Consider the following 23921-nt stretch of genomic DNA (forward strand, 5'->3'; position numbering starts at 1 on the left):
GCGGCCGTCGGATCCGGTTATGCACGGGCCGTCTCCAGGCCCGATCGGGCGGGCCCCGGTAGGATCGACAGGTCCACACAGGAGGAGAAACATGCGGATCACGGGACTCGGGCACGCCGGGATGTTCATCGAGACGGTCGGCGGAAACATCATCTGCGACCCCGTCCTCGGCCCGTCCTTCTACGGATCCTGGTTCCCGTTCCCCGACAACCGCGGCCTCGACTGGGAGCGGTTCGGACGCGAGGCCGACTTCCTCTACGTGTCGCACCGGCACCGCGACCACTTCGACCCTCGACTGCTCGAGCGCTACATCCGCAAGGACATCGAGGTGCTCCTGCCGGAGTACCCGACCGACGACCTGGAGAAGGATCTCCGCGCCCTCGGATACGAGAACATCACCTACGCGCCCGCGGGTGAGATCATCGAGCGCGGCGCGCTGAAGATCATGATCACGCCGCTGCGTGCGCCCAGCGACGGCCCGATCGGCGACTCCTCGCTCAGCGTCGACGACGGCTCCGGATCGGTGCTGAACCAGAACGACTCGCACCCGCTCGACCTGGAGCGGCTGCTCACGTTCGGCAAGCCGGACGCCTACTTCACGCAGGTCTCCGGCGCGATCTGGTGGCCCATGGTCTACGACCTGCCGCTGGATGCCAAGCAGAACTTCGCCCGCCTCAAGCGCGAGGCGCAGAACAAGCGCGCGATGTACTACATCGAGAAGGTCGACGCCCCGCACGTCTTCCCGATGGCGGGCCCGCCGATGTTCCTCCGCGACGAGCTGTTCGACTTCAACGGCATCGGTCGCAACGGCGAGTCGATCTTCACCGACCAGAAGCAGTTCCTGGCGCACATGAAGGAGCTCGCCCCGCAGTACGACGGGCACCTGTTCGTGCCCGGCACCGTGGTGACCCTCGAGGACCGCGAGATCGCCTCGGTCGAGCAGACGCTCTACTCCGAGGACGAGCTGCGCCACATCTTCGATGAGAAGTGGGACTACCTCGGGGAACAGCGCGCCACGCGCCAGCAGGAGATCCGCGACGAGGAGGCTCGTCGCTCGCCGATCCTTCCTCCCGAGGAGATGCTCGCGGCCATCAAGGAGTGGTGGGAGCCGCTGCTCAAGAAGTCCCGCACGATCCGGCTCGGCGTGGGCGGCAACGTCCGCTTCCGCATCGGCGAGCTCGACATGGTGGTCGACTTCCCGAAGGCCAAGGTGCGCGAGTACGCGGGGGAGGAGTGCATCTACTGGTACACGATCCCCGCCGACCTCGTCTCGACCAACATCGCCGACCATGAGATCGACTGGTCGAACTCGATCTTCCTGTCCATGCAGTTCTCCGTCGGCCGCAGCGGCAAGTTCAACGAGTTCCTCACCACGTTCCTCAAGTGCCTGTCCGTCGACCGGATCGAGTACGTCGAGAACTGGTACCAAGAGCAGACTGATCAGACCGAGGACGCCGAGGTCGGAGACTGGATCGTGCAGCGCCGCTGCCCCCACCTGCGCGCCGACCTGACCCGCACCGGATCCGTCGACGAGGAGGGCGTGCTCACCTGCAGCATGCACGACTGGAAATGGGATCTGAAGACGGGCCGCTGCCTGTCCACGAGCGGGCACCCGATCCGGGCGAAGCAGATCGACCCCGTCACCGACGACGCTCTGCGGCTCGGGGTCTGAACCCCTTCCGCCATCGCACGTCCGGAGCCGTCCTCCCCTTGGGGAGGGCGGCTCCTTTCGCGTCCGGCGCGCCTGTGCACTCGGGGACCTTTTCTGTCCACTCGGGGACCATTTCGCGGGTCGCGCCGTCCCTAGCATGGGGATCCGGCGGGCGACGAGGCCCGCCCGAACGGAGAGAATCCCGATGGTCACCGCCTTCAGTTCCGCGACCGAGATCGCCCGCGAGATCAGGGCCGGCGCGGTCAGCCCGGTCGAGATCGCCGAGCTCTACCTCGACCGGATCGACCGGCTGAACCCTGCGATCAACGCGATCGTCTGGATCGACCCCGACGCGACCCTGGCCGAGGCCAGGCAGGCCGAGCGCGCGGTACGTGCGGGAGAGCCGCTGGGGCCGCTGCACGGCATCCCGGTGCCCATCAAGGACCTCACGGCCGCCGCCGGACAGCCCTGCTTCTACGGGTCGCTCGGCACCGACACTGCGGTGCGGACGGAGGACGACCTCATCGTCGGGGCGCTCCGCCGTGCGGGCTGCGTGCTGCTCGGCCGCAGTCACGCCCCCGAAGCGGGCACGATGAGCGTGACCGAGACGTCGCGCTTCGGCGTGGCTCGGAACCCGTGGGACCTCAGCCGCTCACCGGCGGGATCCAGCGGCGGGGCAGGGGCGGCGCTGGCCGCGGGCCTCGCGCCCTTCACCCATGCCTCCGACGGAGGCGGCTCGATCAGGATGCCCGCGTCGAGCAATGGTCTCGTCGGACTCAAGCCCTCGCGCGGGCGAGTGCCCTCCGCGGTCGCCGGATGGGAGCACGCGGCGACGGAGGGCGCGGAGGCCCGCACGGTCGCCGACGCCGCCGCGATCCTCGACGCGATCAGCGGACCGGATCCTTTCGTGATGTACAACGCCCCTCGTCCCGAGCGCCCTTTCGCCACGGAAGTCGGGCGGCCGCAGGAGCCCTTGCGGATCGGCCTGCTCCTGGAGGCGCCCACCGGCCTTCCCGTCGATGACGAGTGCGTGAGGGCGGCGACGGGCACTGCGGCCCTCCTGGAGGCGATGGGGCACGTCGTGACACCCGTGGCGCCGAGGTTCTACAGCGAGCGCGCGGTGCTCGGATACGTCACCCACATCATGGACGCGTCCGTCGCCGCGATGCCCTACCTCCGGCCCGAACTCGCGGAGCCCTATCTGCGACACCGGATGGCCCGCGCAGGCCGTGCCAGCGCGGTCGACTACGTGCAGAGCGCGATGCGCATCCAGGCCGAGACCTACGACATCGTGTCGCAGTTCGGGCGGGACTTCGACGTGCTGCTCACTCCGACCATGGCGACCGTCCCGGTGCCGGCCGGCGAACTCGTCGCCGAGGCGAACGAGCATCCCGATCTGCCGCGCGTGCGGGAGGGGCGCATGGTGAGCTTCACGAGCTGGGTCAACCTCGCGGGCCTGCCCGCCATCTCGCTGCCGATGCACGTCGCGGCGGACGGCCTGCCGGTCGGTGCGCAGCTGGTCGCCGGACCCTGGCGCGAGGACCTCCTGCTGCGGCTCGCCGCGGCGCTCGAGGAGGCGGCGCCGTGGGCGCATCGCCGTCCCGCCGGATTCGAGGGCTGAGCGGATGATCGAGCTCCTTCTCTCGCTCTTCAGCCAGCTGGGGCTGGTCGCGCTGCTCGCGCTTTCGCTCTCGCTCGTGTTCGGGGTCAGCCGGATCGTGAACCTCGCGGTCGGCGACCTCGCGACGATCGGCGCCTTCGCGATGGTCGCGACGGCAGGGCTGCCGTTCTGGCTGGGGATCCTCATCGGCCTCGTCGTCTCGGTACCGCTCCTCTATCTGATCGAACGCGGTCTGCTGAGCAGGCTCGTCGGATCCCCGCTCGCCTCGCTGCTGGTGACCTGGGGCGTCGGGATGGTGCTCCGCCAGGTGTGCGAGCTCATCTGGGGTGCGACGGCGCGGGCCGTCCCGCCCCCGTTCGACGGCGTCGTGACCATCCTCGGAGTCCCGTACCCGTCCTTCCGCCTGCTCGCCGGACTCGTCGGCGCCGTGGCTGTCGCGATCGTCCTCGTCATCGCCTACCGGACGCGGGCAGGGCTCCGGCTGCGCGCCGTGGCCGACAACCCCACGATGGCGGCGCTGCTGGGAACTCCGCCGGCCCGCACCAGGACGCTCACCTTCGTGGTTGCAGGACTCCTCGCCGTCCTCGCGGGAGGTCTCTACAGCCCACTGCTCGGCGTCAGCCCTTCGATGGGCTTCACGATCCTCATCCCTGCGTTCGTGGTCCTCCTGCTCGCCAGGCCCGGCTCGTTCTCCGGGACCGTCATCGCCGCGCTCTTCGTCGTCGCGCTGCAGGTCGTGCTGCGCCGCTTCTTCGCCGACACCGCCGCCGATGCGCTCTTCTACGTCGTCGTGCTCTTCGCCGTCGCCGTCCGTTCCACCTCGACAACCAGGAGGCTCCTGACATGGTCCACCCGATTCCTTCCCCGCGGCCGCGTCGCATGACCCGCCGCAACCGCCTCGCGCTCGGAGCGGTCCTCGCCGCGGGTGCCCTGCTCCTGACGAGTTGCGGGAGCAGCATCGGCGGGGCATCGACGCAGAGCGACGCCGCAGGCCCACTGAAAGTCGGCGTGATCGTCCCTGCGACCGGCAACATCTCGTCGGCCGGACTCGCTCTCAAGGCGGGCTTCGAGCTCGGCGTCGAGAAGATCAACGCCGAGGGCGGCGTGAACGGCAAGCCGATCGAGTACACCGTCGAGGACGACTCCTCGGACCCTGCGACGTCGACCCAGCTGGCGAAGAAGTACGTGCAGGCCGGCGACGTCTCGTTGCTGTTCGGCACCATCACGGGCGACACCGCCGCCGCGGTGGCCTCCGTCGCGAACTCCGCGAAGATCCCCTTCGCGACGTCGATCCTCGGCGATCCCGCGGTCTGCTCGCGCTACGCATGGGGCTTCGGAGAATCGACCGATCAGCTGCTCACGCCGATCGTCCCCGACCTGCTCGCGAAGTACGGGAAGCGCGTCGCGATCGTCGGCTCCGACTACAACTTCCCGCGGGACTATGCGGCGAGCGCGGAGAAGATCGTGACAGCCGCAGGGGGGACCGTGGTCGCGCAGGAGTTCAGCCCCCTGGGCACGACCGACTTCGAGTCGACCATCGGGCGTCTCAAGGCCGCCGCTCCCGACCTCGTGCTGTCCATGGTCGTCGGCGCCGACGCCATCGTGTTCACCAAGCAGGCACAGGCCTTCGGGCTCCTGACGCCCACGCTGGGCTACGAAGGAGCGCCGCTCGACGCCGACTACTACCCGGCCGTCGCGGATCAGGTCACGGGCCGAGAGCACGCGGTGCGCTGGAGCGACGGCTTCGCCGATGACGAGAGCAAGGCCTTCGTGGCGGCGTACCGAAAGAAGACCGGGTCTCAGGCGCCGATCCCGGAGGTCGCCGCGAACGCCTACTTCGCGATCCGGTTCATCGCCGCGGCCGCGAACGACGCCAAGGCCACAGCGCCCGCCGAGCTCAACACTGCGATCGCCGGCTTCCGTTTCGACTCCCCGCTCGGCAAGGGGACGCACTTCGCGGGTCCCGCGAACATCCTGCAGGCCACCATGTCGACGGTGACCATCGGCGCCGGCGGCGCCTATCCCGTCACGAAGGATCACGGCATGGTCGCCGACACCGAGACGACCTGCGGATGACCGCGTCGGCCCGCCGGGGGATCGGCGGTCTCGTCCGTCGCCCCGGCGCGATCCTCGTCGTCGTGGTCGTCCTGCTCGCGGTGCTCCCGTTCGGGCTCGCACCCTATGCGCTCGGCGTCGTCGCCCTCGGCCTCGTCTACGGGCTCTTCACCTACGGGCTGGATCTCTCCTGGGGGAGGGTGGGACTCATCAGCGTGGGACAGGCCGCGTTCTTCGGCCTCGGCGCCTACGCGCTCACGATCGGCGTCTCGCTCGGCGTCCCGTGGGTGCTGGCCGCTGCGCTGGGCGTCGTGTTCGCCGCCGGCATCGCGGGACTGATCGCGCAGATCGCGCTCGCGGTGAAGGGCGAGACCGCGGTGCCGCTCTTCATCCTCTTCACGCTCGGCATCAGCCAGCTCCTGCAGCGCGTCGCGACCTCGATGCCGGAGGTGACGGGCGGATCCAACGGGATGGTCGCGCCGACGCTCGACCTCGTCCCGACCTACTACCTTGTGCTCGCCGTCACCGTGATCGTGGTCGGGCTCACCTTCCGGTTCTTCGTGGCGGGGCGGCGCGGTGCGTTCCAGCTCGCGGTGCTCGTGAATCCCGCCAGGGCGGAGCACCTCGGCATCAGCGTGCGCGGGACGCAGACCGCGGCCTTCATGATCTCGGCCGCGGTCTCGGCCGTGGCAGGGGCGCTCTTCGCACCCGTCGCAGGCCTCGTCACCCCCGCGACCCTCGGGCTGGCGCTGTCGACCAGTGTCCTCACCTGGCTCGCAGTCGGCGGCAAGGGCTCGCTGATCGGCCCGTTCCTCGGCGCCGTGCTCCTTACGGTGGCCGCCCAGACTCTCGGCCGCACGTGGCAGAGCTGGTACGTCTTCGGGCTCGCGGCGCTCTTCATCCTGGTGGTGCGATTCGCTCCGGGCGGCGTGGCCGGCGGGGCGCGGCGCCTGCTCTTCGGCCGGTCGGAGGTGCTGCGCGTCCCCTCGGCCCGTCCGGTGCGCCGTCCGAGCGTACCGCCTCCCACCGACGCCCCGTTGCTGCAGGTGGAGGGCGTGGACCAGCGCTTCGGCAGGTCGAGCGTGCTGCAGGACATCTCGCTCACCGTCCGCAGCGGGCAATGCGTGGCGCTGATCGGACCGAACGGCGCGGGCAAATCCACCCTGCTCTCGGTGATCGCGGGACTGCTCCGCCCCTCGGCCGGACGAGTCCTGCTCCGCGGAGAGGACGTCACCCTCTACGGCGTCGACCGCCGGGCCAGGCTCGGCATCGGCCGGCTGTTCCAGGTGCCGAGCGTCTTCACCGCGCTCGCCGTCGCGGACAACCTCACCCTCGCCGCTCTCAGCGGCGGATCGGCCGACAGGGCACCCGCCGATGCCCGTCTCGCCGGCGAGCTGTCGATGGCCGAGCGGAGGCACCTCGAACTCGACATGGTGCTGCGGGGGCCCTCCGATCTCGTGCTGCTCGACGAACCGGCGGCGGGGCTCTCCCACGCCGATGCGCGGGCACTCGCTCAGCGCCTGCGCCGGGTCGTGGAGGACACCGGATGCGGGATGGTCGTCGTCGAGCACGACATGGAGATCGTGCGGGAGATCGCGGACCGCGTCGTGGTCCTGTCCAACGGCGCGATCATCGCTTCGGGGACCATGGACGAGATCGTCGCGCACGATGCCGTGCGCCATGCCTACCTGGGGAGCTGAGATGGTGCTTCACGCGCGGGGGATCGCCGGGGGATACGACGGCGTCCGGATCGTCGACGGCGTCGACCTCGAGGTCGGTGCCGGGGAGATCGTGGGACTGCTGGGCAGGAACGGGATGGGGAAGTCGACCCTGCTCGGAGCGCTCTTCGGGACGGTGGACCGCCTCAGCGGCGAGGTCGAGGTGGCAGGCCGAAGCCTCGCGGCGCGCAGCCCTGATCGGTCGGCCGCCGCAGGCGTCGCCTTCCTCCCCGAGGATCGCGGGGTGTTCCCGTCGCTGACCGTCGCCGAAAGTCTCCGGCTCGCCCGGCGCGGGTACCGGCCGGCGGTCGATCCGCTCGAGGTCTATCCCATGCTCCGAGAGCGGGCTGCGCAGCCGGCGGGAACGCTGTCCGGCGGCCAGCAGCAGCAGCTCGGGATCGCCCGCGCGATCCTCGCCGGATCGGCGCTCGTGTGCATCGACGAGCTCACCCACGGCCTGCAGCCGTCGATGGTGACGCGCACGTTCGCCGCGCTCCGCGCCGTCGCGGACTCCGGCGTGGGGGTGCTGTTCGTGGACCAGAACCCCGATCTCGTCGCGGCGTCCTGCGATCGGGTGCTCGTGATGGAGGCGGGGAGGATCGTGCTGGACCGGAGGGTCGAGGACGGGGTCGTCGAAGAGCTGCGGCGTCTGCTCGTGCTCAGCTGACCGCGTCCTCGGCCGCGCGCAGCTCGCGCGGGCTCCGTCCGAACCGTTGCCGGACGACCTTGCTGAGCCGAGAAGGGTCGCGGAAGCCCCATCGGCGCCCCACGGCGGCGAGCGGTTCGTCCCTGCTCGCGGTCTGCAGCTCCCGGCGCACCCCCTCCACCCGCCGCGCCAGCACGTGCTCGCCGACCGTGGTGCCGGCGCGACGGAAGACGCGGTGCAGGTAACTGACCGAGATGTGGTTCGCCTCGGCGATCCTCGCCGGGGTGAGGTCGGGGTCGGCGAGGCGTCCATCGATCCACTCCACGACACGGTCGTAGACCGCCTCCTCGGCGGAGCGGAGGGTTGGACGCCCGCCTCCTGCCTCCCTGACGCAATCGCGGAGCAGCGACAGTACGACATCGGCGAGCTCGAGCCGCAGTGGCGCGGGCAATGCTCCCCAGCGCTCCGGAACGCCGGCCAGGAGACCCGTCAGGATGCAGGCCGCGGCCGTGTCGGAGAGTGCCGCGGATCCCGCCACCGCCGACAGGTCCCGGTCGCTCGCACCCAGCGCGTCGACGTCCACGGCCAGGACGAGATACCGATAGGGGCCGACGAGGTCGAGGAAGAACGGCGCGGACCGGGAGTACAGCACCATGCTGCCCGGGCGCAGCGCGGTCTCGGTCCGGTTCTGCGCGAAGGTGCCGGAGCCCTCGAGGAGGATCCCGAGGAAGCGCGTGTCGATCGCGGTCGAGAACGCGAGCGGACGGACGCTGACCGAGTAGTCGTCCCTGATGTCGCAGCCGAGCAGGCGCCCGAGCGCCCAGGAGGATGAACGTGCGCGATAGGGATCCTCGTGAGGCCGGACGACCACCGCGTCGCCGGGCACGCGATCGCTCGGCGCATCGTCGAGGTAACCGCTGACGACGGCGCCGCCGAGGGTCGAGGTGATGTGCATGGCTCCGCCTTTCTCTTCGTCGAGAGGGAGCGCAGGGTGCCCGATCACTGTATCTCAGGATGCCTGCCATTCGGTTCGGCAGCCTGTCTGCGAGCGGTCATCCGGTGCGGGCCACGGAGATCGCTCCCGCCGTCTCGACGCATGGTGCCCGTATCTGTACCACTGTCCGGGCAGGCGGTACACTCGTGATATGGCCACCACACTCCCGCGGATCCAGGTGACGCAGACTCCAGAGCTCGCCGCGGGGCTCGAATTGGCGGAGAAGGAGTGGCCGGGCGCCTCCCGGTCCGAACTCGTCGCGCGTCTTGCAGTGGCGGGGAGCGAGACCCTGGCTGCGAAGCGAGCAGCTCGCCGATCCGAGCGGCGCAAGGTGCTGGAGGAGACGCGGGGGAAGTTCAACTACCCGCCCAACTACCTCGATGACCTCCGGAAGGAATGGCCGGAGTGATCGTCGTCGATGCGAGCGTGCTGATCGCCTGGTGGACGCCAGGAGATCAGCACGCGGACCTTGCCGCTGAGATCCTCGATACTGAGGAGGATCTGATTCTGCATCCGGTCACGCTCGCCGAGACGCTCGTATGGCCGGTTCGCGAGGGGCGTGAGGACGAGGCGGTGCGGGACATCGTCCGGTTGGGGATCGATCGGCACGTCCCGCTGCTCGATGAGCCGCTCGATGTCGCGCGCCTCCGTGGCACGACGAAGCTCAGACTGCCCGGCACCTACGTGCTCGCCACCTCGATCGAACTCGACGCGACTCTCGCCACCTTCGACCGGCGTCTCGCCGATGCCGCCCGCGAGCGCGGCGTCGCCGTCGTGGTGGCGCAGCAGGACCGGGTAGACTGAGGCAATACTTCGAAGCAACCTTTAACACCGTCCCGTGAGGCGGAGAAGGGAGCCGGCAGATGAGCGCACGTATCGTGCTGCAGGAAGCCGACATCAGGCGCGCCTTGACGCGCATCGCCCACGAGATCCTCGAATCCAACCGGGGAGCGGAGGACCTGATCCTCCTGGGCATCCCCACCCGCGGGGTCCCGCTCGCCGAGCGCCTCGCGATGCTGATCACGGAGATCGCACAGATCGCGGTCCCGGTCGGATCTCTCGACGTCACGCTCTTCCGCGATGACCTCGCGAAGCACCCGACGCGATCGCCGCATCGCACGCACATCCCCGCCGGCGGCATCGACGGGAAGACCGTCGTCCTGGTCGACGACGTGCTCTTCTCCGGCCGCAGCATCCGAGCCGCCCTCGACGCACTGCAGTCCATCGGCCGCCCCGCCGTGGTGCGACTCGCGATCCTCGTCGACCGCGGGCACCGCGAGCTGCCGATCCGCCCCGACTTCGTGGGCAAGAACATCCCCTCGTCCCGCGCCGAGCGCGTCAACGTGCGCCTGCGCGAGGACGACGGCGAGGAGTACGTCTCGATCGAGGGAGGCGACGAATGAGGCATCTGCTCGACACCAGGACGCTCGCCCGTGAGGATGCGATGCGCATCCTCGACATCGCCGAGGACATGGCGGACACCCAGTCCCGCGAGGTCAAGAAGCTGCCGACGCTGCGCGGCAAGACCGTGGTGAACCTCTTCTTCGAGGACTCCACCCGCACGCGCATCTCGTTCGAGGCCGCCGCCAAGCGCCTCTCCGCCGACGTGATCAACTTCGCCGCGAAGGGATCCAGCGTCTCCAAGGGCGAGAGCCTCAAGGACACGGCCCAGACGCTGGAGGCGATCGGCGCCGATGCCGTCGTCGTGCGGCATCCCGCATCCGGCGCCCCGCGCACGCTCGCCACGAGCGGCTGGATCTCGGCCGGTGTCGTGAACGCCGGCGACGGCACGCACGAGCACCCCACCCAGGGCCTGCTCGACGCCTACACGATCCGCAAGCGCCGCTTCGGCGCGGACAGCCGGGGCCGCGACCTCAGCGGGGTGCGCGTCGTGATCGTCGGCGACGTGCTCCACTCCCGCGTGGCGCGCTCCAACGTGTGGCTGCTGTCGACGCTCGGCGCGGAGGTCACCCTGGTCACCCCGCCGACGCTGATCCCGCAGGACGTCACCGGCTGGCCGGCGCGAGTTCTGTACGACCTCGACGCCGCGCTGGCTGAGGAGCCGGACGCCGTCATGATGCTGCGGATCCAGCTCGAGCGCATGCATGCGGCCTTCTTCCCCTCCGAGCGCGAGTACACCCGCCGGTGGGGCCTGGACGCGGCGCGGCTGCGGCGGCTGCCCGACGATACGATCGTGATGCACCCCGGTCCGATGAACCGCGGACTGGAGATCTCCTCCGACGCCGCCGATTCCGCCCGCTCCACCGTGCTGGAGCAGGTCACGAACGGCGTGTCCGTGAGGATGGCGGCGCTGTATCTGCTGCTGGCGGGGGAGCGCCCCGAGCCGGACAGAGCAGGGGCGAGCGCTGCGACCGAGGAGTTCGAGATGAATCGAGGAGACCGATGACCGAGAGCCTGCTTTTCCGAGGCGCGAAGATCCTCGGCGCCGATTCCGCGGACATCCTCGTCCAGGACGGGCGGATCGCCGAGGTCGGATCCGGCCTCTCCGCCACCGGAGCGCGCGTCATCGACGCCGACGGGCTGGTCGCTCTGCCCGGGCTGGTGGATCTGCACACGCACCTGCGCGAGCCCGGCTACGAAGCCAGCGAGACCGTGCTGTCCGGCACCCGAGCGGCGGCAGCCGGTGGCTTCACCGCCGTGTTCGCGATGCCGAACACGTCGCCCGTCGCCGACTCGGCCGGTGTGGTCGAGCAGGAGCTCGCCCTCGGCGAGGCCGCCGGCTACGCCACGGTGCAGCCGATCGGCGCCGTCACCGTCGGCCAGAAGGGCGAGCGACTCGCCGAGCTGGGCGCGATGGCCTCCTCGCGCGCGAACGTCCGCGTCTTCAGCGACGACGGCTTCTGCGTGTGGGATCCGCTCATCATGCGCCGCGCGCTCGAATACGTGAAGGCCTTCGGCGGCGTGATCGCGCAGCACGCGCAGGATCCGCGGCTCACCGAGGGCGCCCAGCTGAACGAGGGCGCCGTCTCCGCGGAGCTCGGCCTCGCGGGCTGGCCCGCCGTCGCCGAGGAGTCGATCATCGCGCGCGACATCCTGCTCGCCGAGCACGTCGGATCCCGGCTGCACGTCTGCCACCTCTCCACGGCCGGCTCGGTCGAGCTGATCCGCTGGGCGAAGAAGCGCGGAGTGGCGGTGACCGCCGAGGTCACCCCGCACCACCTGCTGCTGACCGACGAGCTGGCCCGCGGCTATGACGCGCGGTTCAAGGTCAACCCGCCGCTGCGGACCCAGGAGGACGTGCTCGCGGTGCGCGAGGGCCTCGCCGACGGCACGATCGACATCGTCGCGACGGACCACGCCCCGCACCCGAGCGAGGCGAAGGCCTGCGAGTGGCAGGCCGCCGCCAACGGCATGGTGGGACTCGAGTCCGCACTGCGGGTCGTGCACCAGGCGATGGTGCAGACGGGCCTGCTGGACTGGACGGATGTGGCGCGCGTCATGAGCTCCGCTCCGGCGCGGATCGGCTCCCTCGCCGGCCACGGCACGCCGATCACCGCCGGGCAACCGGCGGAGTTCGCGCTCTACGACGCCGACGCGGTCGGCGTCTTTGCCGAGTCGGATCTGCACGGGCAGAGCACGAACTCGCCGTACCTCGGCCGCGACCTGCCGGGCAAGGTCCTCTGGACGGTGCACCACGGATACGTGACGCTCGAGGACGGCGTGCTGGCCGAGCAGGGAGCGCGCTCGTGAACCAGCAGCTCGCCGGAACCGTCGTCCTCGCGGTCGCCCTGCTGCTGATCCTCGGCGGCGTGCTCGCCTGGCGTGCACGGCTGCGTCGGGACTCCGGCCTCACGGCTCCGCTCGGCGTGCCGGAGCACGCGGAGGTGCAGGCCCGTTACGAGACGCTCTACGTCGCGACGACCAAGCACGACCACTCGCTCGAGCGCCTCGCCGTCCGTCCTCTCGTGTACCGCGCCCGCGGTGAACTCACTATCACCGACCGCGGCGCGGCGCTGAGCCTCGACGGCTCGCCGACCGTGTTCCTCGCATCGTCGCGGCTGATCGGCGCGGACCGGGCGACCGTCACGATCGACCGGGTCGTCGAACCGGGCGGCCTCATCCGCCTCGTCTGGCGCACGGACGAAGGCACCGTCGTCGACAGCTATCTGCGCATCACCGGTGACATCGGGAACACCGATGCCTCCGGCGCCGCGCTCACCGACCTCCAGCGACTCATCAGCTCGCAGCGCCCCGACGCTGCCTCCGAGACAGGAGAATCCGCATGACCCTTCCCCACGACTCCGCCGTGCTCGTCCTCGAGGACGGCACGCGCCACGTCGGGCGCGCCTACGGCGCCCGCGGCACCACCCTGGGCGAGGTCGTCTTCGCGACCGGCATGTCCGGCTACCAGGAGACCCTCACCGACCCGTCCTACGCGGGTCAGATCGTGCTGCAGACGGCGCCGCACATCGGCAACACCGGGATGAACGACGAGGACCCCGAGTCCCGGCGCATCTGGGTCGCCGGGTACATCGTGCGCGACCCCTCGCGGGTCGTGTCGAACTGGCGTGCGAACACGTCTCTCGACGAGACCCTGGTGCGCGACGGGATCGTCGGCATCAGCGGCATCGACACGCGTGCGGTGACCCGCCACATCCGCTCCGCCGGATCCATGCGCGGCGGCATCTTCTCCGGCGCGGACGCCGCGCTGGACGCCGACGAGCAGCTGCGCCGCGTGACCGAGGCGCCGGAGATGGCCGGCCAGAACCTGTCCGCCGCCGTCTCCGTCGAGCACGCGGAGGTCACGCCGGCGACGGGGGAGCGGATCGGCAACCTCGCCGTGCTCGACCTCGGCGTCAAGCAGTCCACGCTCGACAACCTCGCCGCGCGGGGATTCGACGTGCATGTGCTGCCGCAGTCCTCCACGTTCGCCGACATCGCGGCCGTCGATCCGGTCGCCGTCTTCTACTCGAACGGCCCCGGCGACCCCTCAGCGTCCGACGCGCAGGTCGCGGTGCTCCGCGAGGTGCTCGACGCCGGCCTGCCGTACTTCGGGATCTGCTTCGGCAACCAGCTGTTCGGCCGCGCTCTCGGGCTCGGCACCTACAAGCTCACCTTCGGCCACCGCGGCATCAACCAGCCGGTGCTCGACAAGGCCACCGGCCGGGTCGAGATCACCGCGCACAACCACGGCTTCGCGGTCGAGGCCCCCATCGAGGGCTCCTTCGACAGCCCGCACGGCTACGGCAAGGTCGAGGTCAGTCACGTGGGCCTCAACGACCAGGTGGTCGAGGGGCTCCGCGCCCTCGACATCCCGGCGTTCTCGGTGCAGTACCACCCCGAGGCCGCCGCCGGCCCGCACGACGCCAACTACCTCTTCGACAGATTCCGTGACACCGTCGTCGCCCACCTCTCCCTGAAGGACAGCAAGTAATGCCCAAGCGCGACGACATCCACTCCGTCCTCGTCATCGGATCCGGTCCGATCGTCATCGGTCAGGCCTGCGAGTTCGACTACTCCGGCACCCAGGCCTGCCGCGTCCTGCGCGAGGACGGTGTCCGCGTCATCCTCGTGAACTCCAACCCGGCCACGATCATGACCGACCCGGACTTCGCGGACGCGACCTACATCGAGCCGATCACCCCCGAGGTCATCGAGACCATCATCGCCAAGGAGAAGCCTGACGCGATCCTGCCGACCCTGGGCGGTCAGACGGCGCTGAACGCGGCCATGGCGCTGCATGAGCGCGGGATCCTGGAGAAGTACGGCGTCGAGCTCATCGGCGCCAAGGTCGACGCGATTCAGAAGGGCGAGGACCGCCAGATCTTCAAGCAGCTCGTGCTCGATGCGGGCGCCGACGTCGCCGCGTCCGTGATCTGCCACACGATGGACGAGCTGCTCGAAGGCGCGGAGAAGCTCGGCTATCCGCTGGTCGTCCGCCCGTCCTTCACGATGGGCGGGCTCGGATCCGGTTTCGCCTACGACGAGCAGGACCTGCGCCGCATCGGCGGCGCCGGCCTGCACGACTCGCCGACCACCGAGGTGCTCCTGGAGGAGTCGATCCTCGGCTGGAAGGAGTACGAGCTCGAGCTCATGCGCGACACCGCGGACAACACGGTGGTCGTCTGCTCGATCGAGAACGTCGACCCGGTCGGCGTGCACACCGGCGACTCCATCACGGTCGCCCCGGCGCTCACGCTCACCGACCGCGAGTACCAGAACCTCCGTGACATCGGCATCGACATCATCCGCGCCGTCGGCGTGGACACCGGCGGCTGCAACATCCAGTTCGCCGTGAACCCGGAGAACGGCCGCGTCATCGTCATCGAGATGAACCCGCGGGTGTCCCGTTCCTCGGCGCTCGCGTCGAAGGCGACCGGCTTCCCGATCGCGAAGCTCGCGGCCAAGCTGGCCCTCGGCTACCGACTGGACGAGATCCCGAACGACATCACCGGCGTGACCCCGGCGAGCTTCGAGCCCACGCTCGACTACGTCGTGGTCAAGGCGCCGCGGTTCGCGTTCGAGAAGTTCCCCGCCGCGGACGCCACGCTCACGACGACCATGAAGTCGGTCGGCGAGGCGATGGCGATCGGACGCAACTACACGACCGCGCTGCAGAAGGCGCTCCGCTCGCTCGAGAAGCGCGGATCCTCCTTCCACTGGGGTCCCGAGGACCGCAGCGTCGACGAGCTCCTCGAGATCTCGAAGACGCCGACCGACGGCCGGATCGTCGTGCTGCAGCAGGCGCTGCGCAAGGGCGCCACGATCGAGCAGGCGTTCGAGGCCACCGCGATCGACCCGTGGTTCATCGACCAGATGGTGCTCATCAACGAGGTCGCGGAGCAGATCCGTACGGCCCCCGAGCTCGACGCCGATACGATCCGGCTCGGCAAGGACCACGGCTTCTCCGACGCGCAGTTCGCCGAGCTCCGCGGCATCGGCGAGGCCGAGGTCCGGGGGGTCCGGCACGGGCTCGGCATCCGCCCGGTCTACAAGACCGTCGACACCTGCGCGGGAGAGTTCCCCGCGCTCACGCCGTACCACTACTCCAGCTACGACAGCGAGACCGAGGTCACGCCGTCCGAGCGCACCAAGGTCGTCATCATCGGCTCCGGCCCGAACCGCATCGGCCAGGGCGTCGAGTTCGACTACTCGTGCGTGCACGCCTCCTTCGCGCTCTCGGACGCCGGCTTCGAAACCGTGATGGTCAACTGCAACCCTGAGACCGTGTCCACCGACTACGACACCTCCGACCGGCTCTACTTCGAGCCGCTCACCCTGGAGGACGTTCTCGAGGTGCTGCACGCCGAAGCGCAGAGCGGCACCATCCTCGGCGTCGTCTGCCAGCTCGGCGGACAGACCCCGCTCGGGCTCGCGAAGGGCATCGAGGCGGCCGGCTACACGGTGCTCGGCACGAGCCCCGAGGCGATCGACCTCGCCGAGGAGCGCGAGCTGTTCTCGCGTCTGCTCGACGAGGCCGGCCTCGTCGCTCCGCGCAACGGCACGGCCATCGACGTGGACGGCGCCGTCGCGGTGGCCGAGGAGATCGGCTACCCGGTGCTGGTGCGCCCGAGCTTCGTGCTCGGCGGGCGCGGCATGGAGATCGTCTACGACACCCCTGCGCTGCGCGACTACTTCGTGCGCACGGCGGGCGAGGTCATCATCGAGGAGGGCAAGCCCCTGCTCGTGGATCGCTTCCTGGACGACGCGATCGAGATCGACGTGGATGCGCTCTACGACGGAACAGAGCTCTACATCGGCGGCGTCATGGAGCACCTCGAGGAGGCCGGCATCCACTCCGGCGACTCGAGCTGCACCCTGCCGCCGGTCTCGCTCGGACGCACCGACATCGACCGGGTGCGCGAGGCGACGCTCGCGATCGCCGAGGGCGTGGGCGTGCGGGGCCTGCTGAACGTGCAGTTCGCGATCAGTGCCGGCGTGCTCTACGTGATCGAGGCGAACCCGCGTGCGAGCCGCACCGTGCCGTTCGTGTCGAAGGCGCTGGGGATCCCGCTCGCGAAGGCGGCGAGCCGCATCCTGTCCGGAACCACGATCGCCGCGCTCAAGGACGAGGGCCTGCTGCCTGAGAACGACGGGTCCCGTGTGCCGCTGGGCTCGCCGGTCTCGGTCAAGGAGGCCGTGCTGCCCTTCAAGCGGTTCCGCACGGCGGACGGCCGCATCGTCGACTCCGTGCTCGGCCCCGAGATGCGCTCGACCGGTGAGGTCATGGGAATCGACCGCGACTTCCCGACCGCGTTCGCGAAGAGCCAGGCCGCGGCGTACGGCGGAACGCCGACCTCCGGCACCGTGTTCATCTCGGTCGCCGACGCCGACAAGCGCGCCGTGATCCTGCCCGCGCACCGGCTGCACCAGCTCGGGTTCACGATCGTGGCGACCACGGGCACCGCGGAGATCCTCTCGCGCAACGGCATCCCGGTGACCGTCGTCGAGAAGTACAGCGAGACCCAGACGAGCGGCGAGACGAACATCGTCGACCTGATCGACCAGGGCGCGATCGACATCATCGTGAACACGCCGTCCGGCGGCGCCGCACGTGCCGACGGCTACGAGATCCGCGCGGCCGCGGTCGCCGCGGACAAGGCGCTGTTCACCACGATCGCGACGCTGGGCGCCGCCGTGAGCGGGATGGACGCGGCGGACAAGGGCTTCGAGGTCCGCAGCCTCCAGGAGTACGCCCAGGACCGGTTGGCGCGCGCGTGACCGTGACCTCGTTCGGATCGCGGCTGCGCCGGGCGCTCGACGCGTACGGCCCGCTGTGCGTGGGCATCGACCCGCACGAGGCGCTGCTGGACGCCTGGGGGCTGCCCCAGACGTCCGACGGCGTGCGTGCGTTCGGACTCGCCACGGTCGAGGCCGCCGCGGGGCGCGTCGGGATGGTCAAGCCGCAGGTGTCGTTCTTCGAGCGCTTCGGATCCCGCGGCTTCGCCGCGCTCGAAGACGTGATGTCGGCGGCGCGTGCGGCGGGTCTCCTGGTCGTCGCCGACGCGAAGCGCGGCGACATCGGCACGACCATGGCCGGCTACGCGCAGGCGTGGCTCGAGCCGGGCGCACCGCTCGAAGCCGATGCGCTCACGATCAGCCCCTACCTCGGCGGCGGGTCGCTCGCCGAGGCGATCACGCGGGCGCTGCCTGCGGGCAAGGGCGTCTTCGTGCTCGCCGCGACGAGCAACCCCGAAGGCGCGCCGGTGCAGCAGGCGCTCGTCCCCGCGGCGCTCGCGACGACCCAGGGGGAGACCACCGCGCTGCGCATCACCCGGGACGTGACGGCCTACGACGCGTCGGAGAGCGGGCTCGGATCCGTCGGCCTCGTGATCGGGGCGACCATCGACCGGGCCGGATTCGCCCTGGACGACGACACGCTGCGCACGGTGCCGTTGCTCGCGCCCGGATTCGGCGCGCAGGGCGCGACGCCCGCGGATCTGCGTGCGAGATTCGGTACGCTGGCAGGTAACGTCCTGGCTTCCGAAAGCCGGAGCATCCTGTCCGCTGGTCCGGACCGGATCGCAGCGACGATCGAAGAGCGCGCCGCGCGCTACCAGGAGGTCATGGGTGGTTGAACCGGCAGGGCGCGCAGTCCCCGAGGTCGATCGTGTCGCCGCTGCGCGCCGAGCGGTCGAGCGCCGCCGCGCGCGGGCGTCGCTGAAGCGCGATCTGACCATGCGGGTGATCGCTCCGCAGGACGTTCTGGCCGCAGCCGCGGCCGACCCGCTCTCGACGGCGGGGACACTGCGCGTGCCGGACTTCCTGACCGCTCTGCCGGCGATCGGCGCCGGCAAGCGCGATCGCATCCTCGCCGACCTGCAGATCTCGCCGGTCAAGCGACTCGGAGGCCTCGGATCCCGCCAGCAGCTCGCGCTGCGCCAGTGGGTCGACGCCCGGTTCCCCCAGTCCGCGCCGCGCGAGGGCCGCAGCCGCCTGCTCGTGCTCGCGGGGCCGACCGCGGTCGGCAAGGGCACGGTTGCGGCGCACATCCGCGAGAACCACCCCGAGATCCATCTGTCCGTGTCGGCGACCACGCGCGCTCCTCGTCCGGGGGAACAGGACGGTGTGCACTACTTCTTCGTCGACGACGCCGAGTTCGACCGCATGATCGCGACGGACGAGCTGCTCGAGTATGCGACCGTGCACAACCGGTTCCGCTACGGCACTCCGCGCAGGCCGATCGACGCGGCGCTGGCCGAGGGCAAGACGGTGCTGCTGGAGATCGATCTGCAGGGCGCACGGCAGGTGCGCGCGGCGGATCCCTCCGCGAACCTCGTGTTCCTGCTGCCCCCGTCCTGGGACGAACTCGTGCAGCGGCTGGTCGGCCGGGGCACGGAGGACGCGGAGGAACGCACCAGGCGCCTGCGCACCGCGAAGGTCGAATTGGCCTCTCAGTCCGAGTTCGATCACCGTGTCGTGAACGAGGACGTCGCCACGGCCGCCCGAGAGGTCGTAGAATTGTCCTCGGCGTCTGCGCGCTGACCGCTTTCCCGGTCCCTGAGCTCGTCGAAGGGTCCTGAGCCGGTCCGAGGGCCGGTGCGCACGCCCGAATTCTTCGCGACGCGCGTCGCAGAACATCCCACCAACAGGAGGTCCACCATGGCCGGACACAACAACGGCATCATCGACCCGCCCATCGACAACCTGCTCGACCGCGTCGAGTCCAAGTACGAGCTCGTCATCTACGCGTCCAAGCGCGCGCGTCAGATCAACGACTACTACTCCGACCTGCACGAGGGCAACCTGTTCGACAACGTGGGTCCGCTGGTCGACTCCTCGGTCGAGGACAAGCCGTTGACCATCGCGCTGCACGAGATCAACGAGGACAAGCTCCGCATCCGCCACGCGGAGTGAGCTGACCCTCCGGAGCCGCCGTCATCCCTTCCGTGGATGTCGGCGGCTCCGTTCATACTGGGCTCGGGCGCACCGCCCGGCTGCCTGGGGTGCATCCCGCCCCACCCGACCTTCCTCCACACCAAGGAGCACCGATGAGCGCGCTGCGTCTGTTCACCTCCGAGTCCGTCACCGAGGGGCACCCCGACAAGATCTGCGACCAGATCTCCGACTCGATCCTGGACGGCCTGCTCACGGTGGACACCGGGGCGCGCGTCGCCGTGGAGACGCTCGTGACGACCGGCCTCGTGCACGTCGCGGGCGAGATCCGCACCTCCGGCTACGTCGACATCCCGACGATCGTGCGCGATGTCGTCAACGGGATCGGCTACACCTCCAGCGAAACCGGGTTCGACGGCTCCTCGTGCGGCGTGAGCGTCTCGGTGGGGGAGCAGTCGGCCGACATCGCGAGCGGCGTGGACCAGGCGCGCGAGCACCGCGAAGGCGGCTCGTCGGATCCCAGGGACCTCCTGGGCGCCGGTGACCAGGGCATCATGTTCGGCTTCGCGACGACCGAGACGCCGCAGCTCATGCCGATGGCGGCGTGGACCGCGCATCGCCTCGCGGAGCGGTTGACCGAGGTGCGCCGCGACGGCACGCTGCCGTTCCTGCGCCCCGACGGCAAGACCCAGGTGACGCTCGGCTACGACGGCTTCACTCCGAAGACGGTCGACGCGGTGGTGCTGTCCACCCAGCACAACCCGGAGATCTCGCAGGAGGAGCTCAAGGCGCTCGTCCGCGAGCACGTGATCGATCCCGTGCTCGCCACGACGGGCCTCGATCTCGACGGCGTCACGCACTACATCAACCCGGCCGGCCCCTTCGTCACCGGTGGCCCGAAGGGCGATGCGGGCCTCACCGGCCGCAAGATCATCATCGACACCTACGGCGGGGCGGCACGGCACGGCGGAGGCGCCTTCAGCGGCAAGGACCCGTCCAAGGTCGACCGCTCCGGCGCCTACGCCATGCGCTGGGTCGCCAAGAACGCGGTCGCGGCGGGTCTCGCCGATCGGCTCGAGGTGCAGGTCGCGTACGCGATCGGCGTCGCGCAGCCCGTGGGACTGTACGTGGAGACGTTCGGCACCGGCAAGGTCGACGACGAGACGATCACCCGCGCGATCCGCTCGGTCTTCGACCTGCGCCCGCAGGCGATCATCGAGGAGCTCGATCTGCTGCGCCCGATCTACGCCGCCACGGCGGCCTACGGGCACTTCGGCCGCGAGCTGCCGACGTTCACCTGGGAGCAGACGACGCGCGCGGACGACCTGCGCCGCGCCGCCGGCCTCTGATCGACCCCGCTCACCCGCAAGCTCCGCTCGTGCCACGGCCGATCGCCCGCGTGCTGCTGGACTCGCCGGTCCCGCAGCTGGATCGGCTGTTCGACTACGCCATCCCGGCTGAGCTGATCGACGACGCGATGCCGGGGGTGCGGGTGCGGGTGCCGCTCCGCTCGGCCGGACGACTCATCGACGCCTACGTGGTCGAGCTCGACACCGAGGACGACGACACCAGGACCCTCGCCGAGGTCGACGCCGTGGTGTCGCGCGCGCAGGTGCTGCCGGAGCAGCTTTGCACGCTCGCCCGCCGCGTGGCCGATCGCGCCGCCGGCAGCGCCTCGGACGTGCTCCGGTTGATCGTGCCCAAGCGCCAGGTGCGCGTGGAGAAGGCATGGCTCGCGGCCCGGGCCGCTGACGATGCGACCCAGGAAGCGGACGACGCCCCGCGGGATCCGGACGCCGTCGCCGCCGTCTCGCCGATAGTGCCAGTGCTCCCCGCCGTCTCCGACACGATCGCCCAGTACGAGGGCCTCGCCGACGCGCTCGCGGATTCCGCGCGGGCTGCCGTGGAGGCGATTCCGCGACTGGCCCCCGACGGATTGCCGGAGTGGACCAGGCTGCTGGCCGCCGCGGCCGCGCGCACCATCGCCGACGGCGCCTCGGCGATCCTGGTCGTGCCGGACTACCGCGACCTCGATCTGCTCCTCGCCGCGCTCGATGTGCTCGCACCTGAGGCCCCCGTCGCACGGCTGGACTCCCGCCAGACCAATCCCGACCGGTATCGCGCGTATCTCCGCACTCTCGAGGACGCGCCGTGCATCGTCGTCGGCAACCGCTCCGCCGCGTACGCCCCCGTGCGGGCGGGGCTGGTGGCGCTCTGGGACGACGGCGACAGCCTGCTCGGCGAGCCGCTCGCACCCGGCGTGCATGCGCGCGACGTCGCCCTGCTGCGACAGGAGCAGGAGGGATCGGCCCTGCTCTTCGCGGGCCACACCCGCACGACGGACGTCGAGCGCCTGGTCGAGAGCGGATGGATCCGTGCGATCACGGCGGCACGACGGCGGCTGCCGCGGATCGTTCTGGACACCACGGAGGATCTGGACCGCCGCGGTCAGCGCCTGCCGTCCAGGGCCTTCCTGACGGCCCGGGAGGCCGCGGCGACCGGCCCCGTGCTGCTGCAGGTCGCCCGGCCCGGCTTCTCGCCGACTCTGGTGTGCGCGTCATGCCGCGCCCCGGCGCGCTGCACATCCTGCGGGGGACCGCTCGGCGCCGCGCACCGCGGGGCGACCCCCGTGTGCGCCTGGTGCGGACGCGGTGCGCGGCAGTGGGCCTGCGGCTCCTGCGGCGGCGAGACCGTGCGACTGGCCGCGTCCGGCAGCGAACGGACGGCGGAGGAACTGGGGCGCGCGTTCCCCGGCATCAGGGTGATCGTCGCGGACGGCAACCACCCGGTCGAACGGGTCGACGCGAAGCCCGCGCTGGTCGTCGCGACGCGGGGCGCCGAGCCCCTGGCCGAGGGCGGCTATCGCGCGGTCGTGCTGCTCGACGGCTCCCGAATGCTGCAGGCGCCCGAACTGCGGATCGGCGAGTCCTGCCTGCGCTGGTGGTCGAACGCGGCGGCTCTGGCCGCCCCCGGAGCGCCGATCCATCTCGTCGGCGTCGACGGCGCGGTCGCCCGCGCCCTCGCCACGTGGTCCCAGGCGTCGTACGCCCGTGCGGAGCTCGTCGAACGCGCGCCGCTGCGCATGCCTCCCTCCGTCAGGGTCGCGCAGCTCGAGGGCACGGGCGCGGGGGTCCGCCGTGCTCTCGATGACATCGCGGCGCTCCAGCTTCCGCCGGACGCCGTGCTCGGACCCGTGCCGATCGAGGGCGACGACGACGGACGGGAACGCGCGCTCGTGCGCTTCCCCTACGCCGAGGGCGCGCGCGTGGCCGGCACGCTCCGGGCCGCCGTCGTGGCCGAGGCCATGGGCCGCCGCCGGGCCCGCGGCAAGACCCTACGGACTACGCTCTCGGTGAGGCTCGACGTCACCGAACCCGACCTCTGACCCACCCGAACCGCGCCGTTCGTCTCGAACATCCCGCAGCACCTTCGAAGGACCCCCATGCGTCTCGTCTTCGCCGGAACCCCGGCGGCCGCCGTGCCCACCCTCCGTCGCCTCGCCGGCGAGCACGAGATCGTCGCGGTCGTGACGCGTCCCGACGCCCCGCTCGGGCGCAAGCGGATCCTCACGCCGTCGCCGGTCGCCCAGGAGGCCGAGGCGCTCGGGATCCCGATCATCAAGGCCGCGCGACTGGATGAGGAGGCCACGGGGCGGATCTCCGCGCTGCGCCCCGAGCTCGGCGTCATCGTCGCCTACGGCGGCCTCGTGCGCGAACCGCTCCTGAGCGCGCCGGAGCACGGCTGGATCAACCTGCACTTCTCGCTGCTGCCCGCCTGGCGCGGAGCCGCCCCGGTGCAGCGGGCGCTCATCGCGGGCGATGCCGAGCTCGGCGCCACCGTGTTCCAGCTCGTGCCGGCGCTCGACGCCGGGGACGTGCACGTGATGCGCGCGTATCCGGTCGCGGGCGACGCCACCGCCGACGATGTGCTCGCCTCGCTCGCCGTGGACGGCGCCGAGCTCACGGCGGAGGCGGCCTCCGCGATCGCCGACGGCAGCGCCCGCCCGCTGCCGCAGCAGGGCGACGCCACGCACGCCGCGAAGCTCGCCCTCGACGACGGGCGCCTGGACTGGACCGAATCCGCGGACGCCGTATTCGCCCGCTACCGCGGGGTGACGACCGAGCCGGGTGCGCACACGACCTGGGACGGCGCACCGCTCAAGGTGCGCGAGCTCGCGCGGGCGGAGGATGCGGACCTGCTTCCGCCGGGCAGGCTGCGCGGGATCAAGGGCGGAGTGCTCGTCGGCACCGGCACCGTGCCGCTGCTGCTCGTGCGCGTGCAGCCCGCGGGCAAGGCCGCGATGGCGGCGTCCGACTGGTTCCGCGGCCTGCGGGTCGCCGACGGCGCGACCGTGGAGCTCGATGCGGCCTCCTCGCGCAGCGAGGGGAACGAGGCACGATGAGCGGGCAGGGACGGCAGAACCGCGACGACCGTCGGGG

At 70.8% G+C, this 23921-nt stretch carries 21 protein-coding genes; 20 read left to right on the forward strand and 1 reads right to left on the reverse strand.

Translation table 11 applies throughout. From position 1 onward, the window contains the following. Positions 1–91: 91 nt before the first annotated feature. The 6 genes from CQ044_RS06475 to CQ044_RS06500 all read left to right on the forward strand — a co-directional run bounded on the left by CQ044_RS06475 (position 92) and on the right by CQ044_RS06500 (position 7712). Positions 92–1672 (forward strand): Rieske 2Fe-2S domain-containing protein, encoded by a 1581-nt coding sequence (locus CQ044_RS06475; RefSeq protein WP_105687717.1) that lies wholly within the window; start codon positions 92–94, stop codon positions 1670–1672. A 184-nt stretch (positions 1673–1856) separates the two neighbouring features. Then, positions 1857–3272 carry an amidase gene (locus CQ044_RS06480; protein WP_105687718.1) on the forward strand — a complete coding sequence of 472 codons (1416 nt, stop codon included), beginning with the start codon at positions 1857–1859 and terminating at the stop codon, positions 3270–3272. A gap of 4 nt (positions 3273–3276) precedes the next feature. Beyond that, on the forward strand, positions 3277–4155 hold the full coding sequence (locus CQ044_RS06485; protein WP_105687719.1) for a branched-chain amino acid ABC transporter permease: 879 nt from the start codon (positions 3277–3279) through the stop codon (positions 4153–4155). Next, the gene (locus CQ044_RS06490; RefSeq protein WP_181158198.1) at positions 4152–5348 is read left to right on the forward strand and encodes an ABC transporter substrate-binding protein; all 1197 of its coding nucleotides are present in this window, start codon (positions 4152–4154) and stop codon (positions 5346–5348) included. The genes CQ044_RS06485 and CQ044_RS06490 overlap by 4 nt, the downstream gene beginning before the upstream one ends. After that, positions 5345–7027, forward strand: coding sequence for an ATP-binding cassette domain-containing protein (locus CQ044_RS06495; protein WP_105687721.1), 1683 nt, complete (start codon positions 5345–5347; stop codon positions 7025–7027). Before CQ044_RS06490 ends, CQ044_RS06495 begins: the two co-directional genes overlap by 4 nt. 1 nt (position 7028) lies before the next feature. Next, entirely contained in the window at positions 7029–7712 is a 684-nt protein-coding gene (locus tag CQ044_RS06500) for an ABC transporter ATP-binding protein (protein WP_181158199.1), read from the forward strand. Here CQ044_RS06500 and CQ044_RS06505 read toward each other — a convergent pair. After that, positions 7705–8646 (reverse strand): AraC family transcriptional regulator, encoded by a 942-nt coding sequence (locus tag CQ044_RS06505; RefSeq protein WP_105687723.1) that lies wholly within the window; start codon positions 8644–8646, stop codon positions 7705–7707. The two genes, CQ044_RS06500 and CQ044_RS06505, sit on opposite strands and share 8 nt — an antisense overlap. A gap of 190 nt (positions 8647–8836) precedes the next feature. Between CQ044_RS06505 and CQ044_RS06510 the strand changes: the two genes are divergently transcribed. The 14 genes from CQ044_RS06510 to fmt all read left to right on the forward strand — a co-directional run bounded on the left by CQ044_RS06510 (position 8837) and on the right by fmt (position 23884). After that, on the forward strand, positions 8837–9094 hold the full coding sequence (locus tag CQ044_RS06510) for a hypothetical protein (protein ID WP_105687724.1): 258 nt from the start codon (positions 8837–8839) through the stop codon (positions 9092–9094). Next, the gene (locus CQ044_RS06515; RefSeq protein WP_181158200.1) at positions 9091–9489 is read left to right on the forward strand and encodes a type II toxin-antitoxin system VapC family toxin; all 399 of its coding nucleotides are present in this window, start codon (positions 9091–9093) and stop codon (positions 9487–9489) included. The genes CQ044_RS06510 and CQ044_RS06515 overlap by 4 nt, the downstream gene beginning before the upstream one ends. A gap of 59 nt (positions 9490–9548) precedes the next feature. Beyond that, on the forward strand, positions 9549–10088 hold the full coding sequence (gene pyrR, locus CQ044_RS06520; protein WP_045273074.1) for a bifunctional pyr operon transcriptional regulator/uracil phosphoribosyltransferase PyrR: 540 nt from the start codon (positions 9549–9551) through the stop codon (positions 10086–10088). Then, a complete protein-coding gene (locus tag CQ044_RS06525) occupies positions 10085–11092 on the forward strand; it encodes an aspartate carbamoyltransferase catalytic subunit (protein WP_105687726.1) in 1008 nt (335 codons plus the stop codon). The genes pyrR and CQ044_RS06525 overlap by 4 nt, the downstream gene beginning before the upstream one ends. Further along, positions 11089–12396: a dihydroorotase gene (locus CQ044_RS06530; RefSeq protein ID WP_105687727.1), complete on the forward strand. Its 1308-nt coding sequence runs from the start codon at positions 11089–11091 to the stop codon at positions 12394–12396. Before CQ044_RS06525 ends, CQ044_RS06530 begins: the two co-directional genes overlap by 4 nt. Then, a complete protein-coding gene (locus CQ044_RS06535; protein WP_258133179.1) occupies positions 12393–12932 on the forward strand; it encodes a hypothetical protein in 540 nt (179 codons plus the stop codon). Before CQ044_RS06530 ends, CQ044_RS06535 begins: the two co-directional genes overlap by 4 nt. Beyond that, the gene (carA, locus tag CQ044_RS06540; RefSeq protein ID WP_105687728.1) at positions 12929–14080 is read left to right on the forward strand and encodes a glutamine-hydrolyzing carbamoyl-phosphate synthase small subunit; all 1152 of its coding nucleotides are present in this window, start codon (positions 12929–12931) and stop codon (positions 14078–14080) included. The genes CQ044_RS06535 and carA overlap by 4 nt, the downstream gene beginning before the upstream one ends. Continuing rightward, positions 14080–17367 carry a carbamoyl-phosphate synthase large subunit gene (gene carB, locus CQ044_RS06545; RefSeq protein ID WP_105687729.1) on the forward strand — a complete coding sequence of 1096 codons (3288 nt, stop codon included), beginning with the start codon at positions 14080–14082 and terminating at the stop codon, positions 17365–17367. The genes carA and carB overlap by 1 nt, the downstream gene beginning before the upstream one ends. Positions 17368–17369: 2 nt before the next feature. Beyond that, the gene (pyrF, locus tag CQ044_RS06550; protein ID WP_105687858.1) at positions 17370–18224 is read left to right on the forward strand and encodes an orotidine-5'-phosphate decarboxylase; all 855 of its coding nucleotides are present in this window, start codon (positions 17370–17372) and stop codon (positions 18222–18224) included. Next, entirely contained in the window at positions 18217–19131 is a 915-nt protein-coding gene (gene gmk, locus CQ044_RS06555; protein WP_105687730.1) for a guanylate kinase, read from the forward strand. Before pyrF ends, gmk begins: the two co-directional genes overlap by 8 nt. Positions 19132–19248: 117 nt before the next feature. Next, positions 19249–19503 carry a DNA-directed RNA polymerase subunit omega gene (gene rpoZ / locus CQ044_RS06560; RefSeq protein ID WP_045273081.1) on the forward strand — a complete coding sequence of 85 codons (255 nt, stop codon included), beginning with the start codon at positions 19249–19251 and terminating at the stop codon, positions 19501–19503. A 134-nt stretch (positions 19504–19637) separates the two neighbouring features. Then, positions 19638–20831 carry a methionine adenosyltransferase gene (gene metK, locus CQ044_RS06565; RefSeq protein ID WP_045273082.1) on the forward strand — a complete coding sequence of 398 codons (1194 nt, stop codon included), beginning with the start codon at positions 19638–19640 and terminating at the stop codon, positions 20829–20831. A gap of 29 nt (positions 20832–20860) precedes the next feature. Further along, entirely contained in the window at positions 20861–22867 is a 2007-nt protein-coding gene (locus CQ044_RS06570) for a primosomal protein N' (protein WP_258133180.1), read from the forward strand. A 57-nt stretch (positions 22868–22924) separates the two neighbouring features. Beyond that, entirely contained in the window at positions 22925–23884 is a 960-nt protein-coding gene (fmt, locus tag CQ044_RS06575) for a methionyl-tRNA formyltransferase (RefSeq protein WP_105687731.1), read from the forward strand. Positions 23885–23921 lie beyond the last annotated feature (37 nt).

The sequence above is a fragment of the Microbacterium sp. MYb64 genome (assembly GCF_002979495.1).
Lineage (GTDB): Bacteria > Actinomycetota > Actinomycetes > Actinomycetales > Microbacteriaceae > Microbacterium > Microbacterium azadirachtae_A.

Excerpts from the sequence above, each read along its gene's own strand:
- CQ044_RS06505 (WP_105687723.1), bottom strand. The coding sequence starts at position 8,646 with ATGCACATCACCTCGACCCTCGGCGGCGCCGTCGTCAGCGGTTACCTC.
- CQ044_RS06500 (WP_181158199.1), top strand. The coding sequence starts at position 7,029 with ATGGTGCTTCACGCGCGGGGGATCGCCGGGGGATACGACGGCGTCCGG.
- CQ044_RS06510 (WP_105687724.1), top strand. The coding sequence starts at position 8,837 with ATGGCCACCACACTCCCGCGGATCCAGGTGACGCAGACTCCAGAGCTC.
- CQ044_RS06530 (WP_105687727.1), top strand. The coding sequence starts at position 11,089 with ATGACCGAGAGCCTGCTTTTCCGAGGCGCGAAGATCCTCGGCGCCGAT.
- carB (WP_105687729.1), top strand. The coding sequence starts at position 14,080 with ATGCCCAAGCGCGACGACATCCACTCCGTCCTCGTCATCGGATCCGGT.
- carA (WP_105687728.1), top strand. The coding sequence starts at position 12,929 with ATGACCCTTCCCCACGACTCCGCCGTGCTCGTCCTCGAGGACGGCACG.
- CQ044_RS06490 (WP_181158198.1), top strand. The coding sequence starts at position 4,152 with ATGACCCGCCGCAACCGCCTCGCGCTCGGAGCGGTCCTCGCCGCGGGT.
- CQ044_RS06480 (WP_105687718.1), top strand. The coding sequence starts at position 1,857 with ATGGTCACCGCCTTCAGTTCCGCGACCGAGATCGCCCGCGAGATCAGG.
- rpoZ (WP_045273081.1), top strand. The coding sequence starts at position 19,249 with ATGGCCGGACACAACAACGGCATCATCGACCCGCCCATCGACAACCTG.
- CQ044_RS06485 (WP_105687719.1), top strand. The coding sequence starts at position 3,277 with ATGATCGAGCTCCTTCTCTCGCTCTTCAGCCAGCTGGGGCTGGTCGCG.
- metK (WP_045273082.1), top strand. The coding sequence starts at position 19,638 with ATGAGCGCGCTGCGTCTGTTCACCTCCGAGTCCGTCACCGAGGGGCAC.
- CQ044_RS06495 (WP_105687721.1), top strand. The coding sequence starts at position 5,345 with ATGACCGCGTCGGCCCGCCGGGGGATCGGCGGTCTCGTCCGTCGCCCC.
- CQ044_RS06525 (WP_105687726.1), top strand. The coding sequence starts at position 10,085 with ATGAGGCATCTGCTCGACACCAGGACGCTCGCCCGTGAGGATGCGATG.
- CQ044_RS06475 (WP_105687717.1), top strand. The coding sequence starts at position 92 with ATGCGGATCACGGGACTCGGGCACGCCGGGATGTTCATCGAGACGGTC.
- pyrR (WP_045273074.1), top strand. The coding sequence starts at position 9,549 with ATGAGCGCACGTATCGTGCTGCAGGAAGCCGACATCAGGCGCGCCTTG.
- fmt (WP_105687731.1), top strand. The coding sequence starts at position 22,925 with ATGCGTCTCGTCTTCGCCGGAACCCCGGCGGCCGCCGTGCCCACCCTC.